Raw genomic sequence first — 2,059 nt, 5'->3', positions numbered from 1 at the left:
GAATGCTAGCCATCGTTTTCCGTGCTGCCCCAACCCGAACGGAGACTTAGTGCCTTTTTGCGATGGCATGAAGCCGAAACATGCACCATCGCGTCAATCGGTCGGCAGGCGATAGTCCTTGAATTGCTGGCGCAAGGTGATCTTCTGGATCTTGCCGGTTGCGGTGTGCGGAATTTCGCCGACGAAAGCGACATCGTCCGGCATCCACCATTTGGCTACCTTGCCGTCCATGAAGCCGAGAATGTCAGCCTTGGTCGGTTCCTTGCCCGGTTTGCGGACGACGACCAGCAGCGGCCGTTCGCCCCATTTCGAATGCTGAACGCCGATGGCTGCCGCCTCGGCGACATCGGGATGGCCGACAGCCAGGTTCTCGAGGTCGATGGTCGAAATCCATTCGCCGCCGGATTTGATGACGTCCTTGGCGCGATCGGTGATCTGCATGTAGCCGCCAGCGTCGATGTGGGCGACGTCGCCAGTGTCGAACCAGCCATCCTCATCGAACTGCTCCACGCCGGCGTCGCCATAATAGGCACGGGCAACGGCCGGCCCACGCACTTTCAGGCGGCCAAAAGTCTTGCCGTCCCAAGGCTGCTCGTTGTTGTCGTCGTCGGTCACCTTCATTTCGACGCCGAAGGGCGGATAGCCCTGTTTCTGCTGGACGTCGAGCCGGGCTTCGCCCTCAAGACCAGCATGGTCCGGCTTCAGGGTACACAGCGTGCCGAGCGGCGACATTTCGGTCATGCCCCAGGCGTGGATAACCTGGACATCGTAGTTCTGCTGAAACTTGGTCATGATCGCGCGCGGGCACGACGAGCCGCCGATGACGACCTTGTTGAGATAGGGAAGCTCCTTGCCGGTCTCCTCCAGATGCTGCAGCAGCATCATCCAGACGGTCGGCACGGCGGCGCTGAAGGTCACCTTCTCGGTGTCGAGCAGTTCATAGATCGAGGCGCCATCCATCTTGCAGCCGGGCATGACCAGCTTGGCACCGATCATCGGCCCGCTCTGGCCAAGGCCCCAGGCATTGGCGTGAAACATCGGCACGACAGGCAGGATCGTATCGCGCGACGACAGTCCCATGGCGTCGGGCATGGCAGCGATCATGGCGTGCAGCACGTTCGAACGATGGCTGTAGACGACGCCCTTGGGATCGCCCGTGGTCCCGGACGTGTAACACATGCCGGCGGCGGTGCTTTCGTCGAAGGTCTTCCAGGCGAAGTCGCCATCCGCTTCGTCAAGCCAATCTTCATAGGCGACCGTGTTGGGCAATGTCGTCGGCGGCATATGCGCCCTGTCGGTCAGCACGATCACCTGTTTCAGCGATTTGACGGCGCCGGCGATCTTCTCGAGCAGCGGCATGAAAGTCAGGTCGACGAAGACAGCCTTGTCCTCGGCATGGTTCATGATCCAGACGATCTGCTCGGGAAACAGCCGCGGATTGAGCGTGTGGTAGATGGCGCCGATGCCCATGATGCCGTACCAGGCCTCGATGTGGCGCGCGGTGTTCCAGGCCAGCGTGGCGATACGGTCGCCCATCCCATAACCGTCACGCTCCAGCCGCTGGGCGACCTTCAGGGCGCGGCGATGGATGTCGGCGTAGGTGGTGCGCACGATCGGCCCTTCGATCGAGCGCGACACGATCTCGCGCACGCCATGCTGCCGCTCGGCATTGTCGATGAGCTTATGGCAAAGCAGCGGCCATTCCTGCATCAGTCCCAGCATTCGATCCTCCCTCACGCTTTTTGCGTTGTGCTTTTCGAGCTATTGTGGAGCGAACCGGCGGATTGTCCAGCCGCCAGCACCCCTGAGCGCCGCATTGGTGGAAAACCGCCACAATCCGGCCATCGTCGGCGTTAAGTTTCGTTAACGGGCAAAGGGGTGCGATTGGCGACTGAAAGAGGTTCGCATGGACGCGCAGCTCGACGACAAGGCTCTCGAGAGTACGCTTGCCGAAAGTCTGGCCGATGTGGTGCCGGACACAAAGACTGTTTCCGAAGATGAATTTGTTGAAGTTGTCGGCGGCGCGCTGGAAGCGGTCGGCGGCACGCTGCTGTTCAAG

1 protein-coding gene is annotated in these 2,059 nt (G+C 61.1%); it reads right to left on the bottom strand.

Annotated features, from left to right (window positions below; all coding sequences use genetic code 11):
* Positions 1-93 precede the first annotated feature (93 nt).
* Entirely contained in the window at positions 94-1,722 is a 1,629-nt protein-coding gene (locus EN906_RS32060; protein WP_127270454.1) for a fatty-acid--CoA ligase, read from the bottom strand.
* Positions 1,723-2,059 lie beyond the last annotated feature (337 nt).

Origin of the sequence: Mesorhizobium sp. M7A.F.Ca.CA.004.06.1.1 (assembly GCF_003999135.1) — a bacterium.
GTDB lineage: Bacteria > Pseudomonadota > Alphaproteobacteria > Rhizobiales > Rhizobiaceae > Mesorhizobium.
Note: the sequence above shows the minus strand (reverse complement) of the source record. Positions and strands in the feature narration are given on the sequence as shown.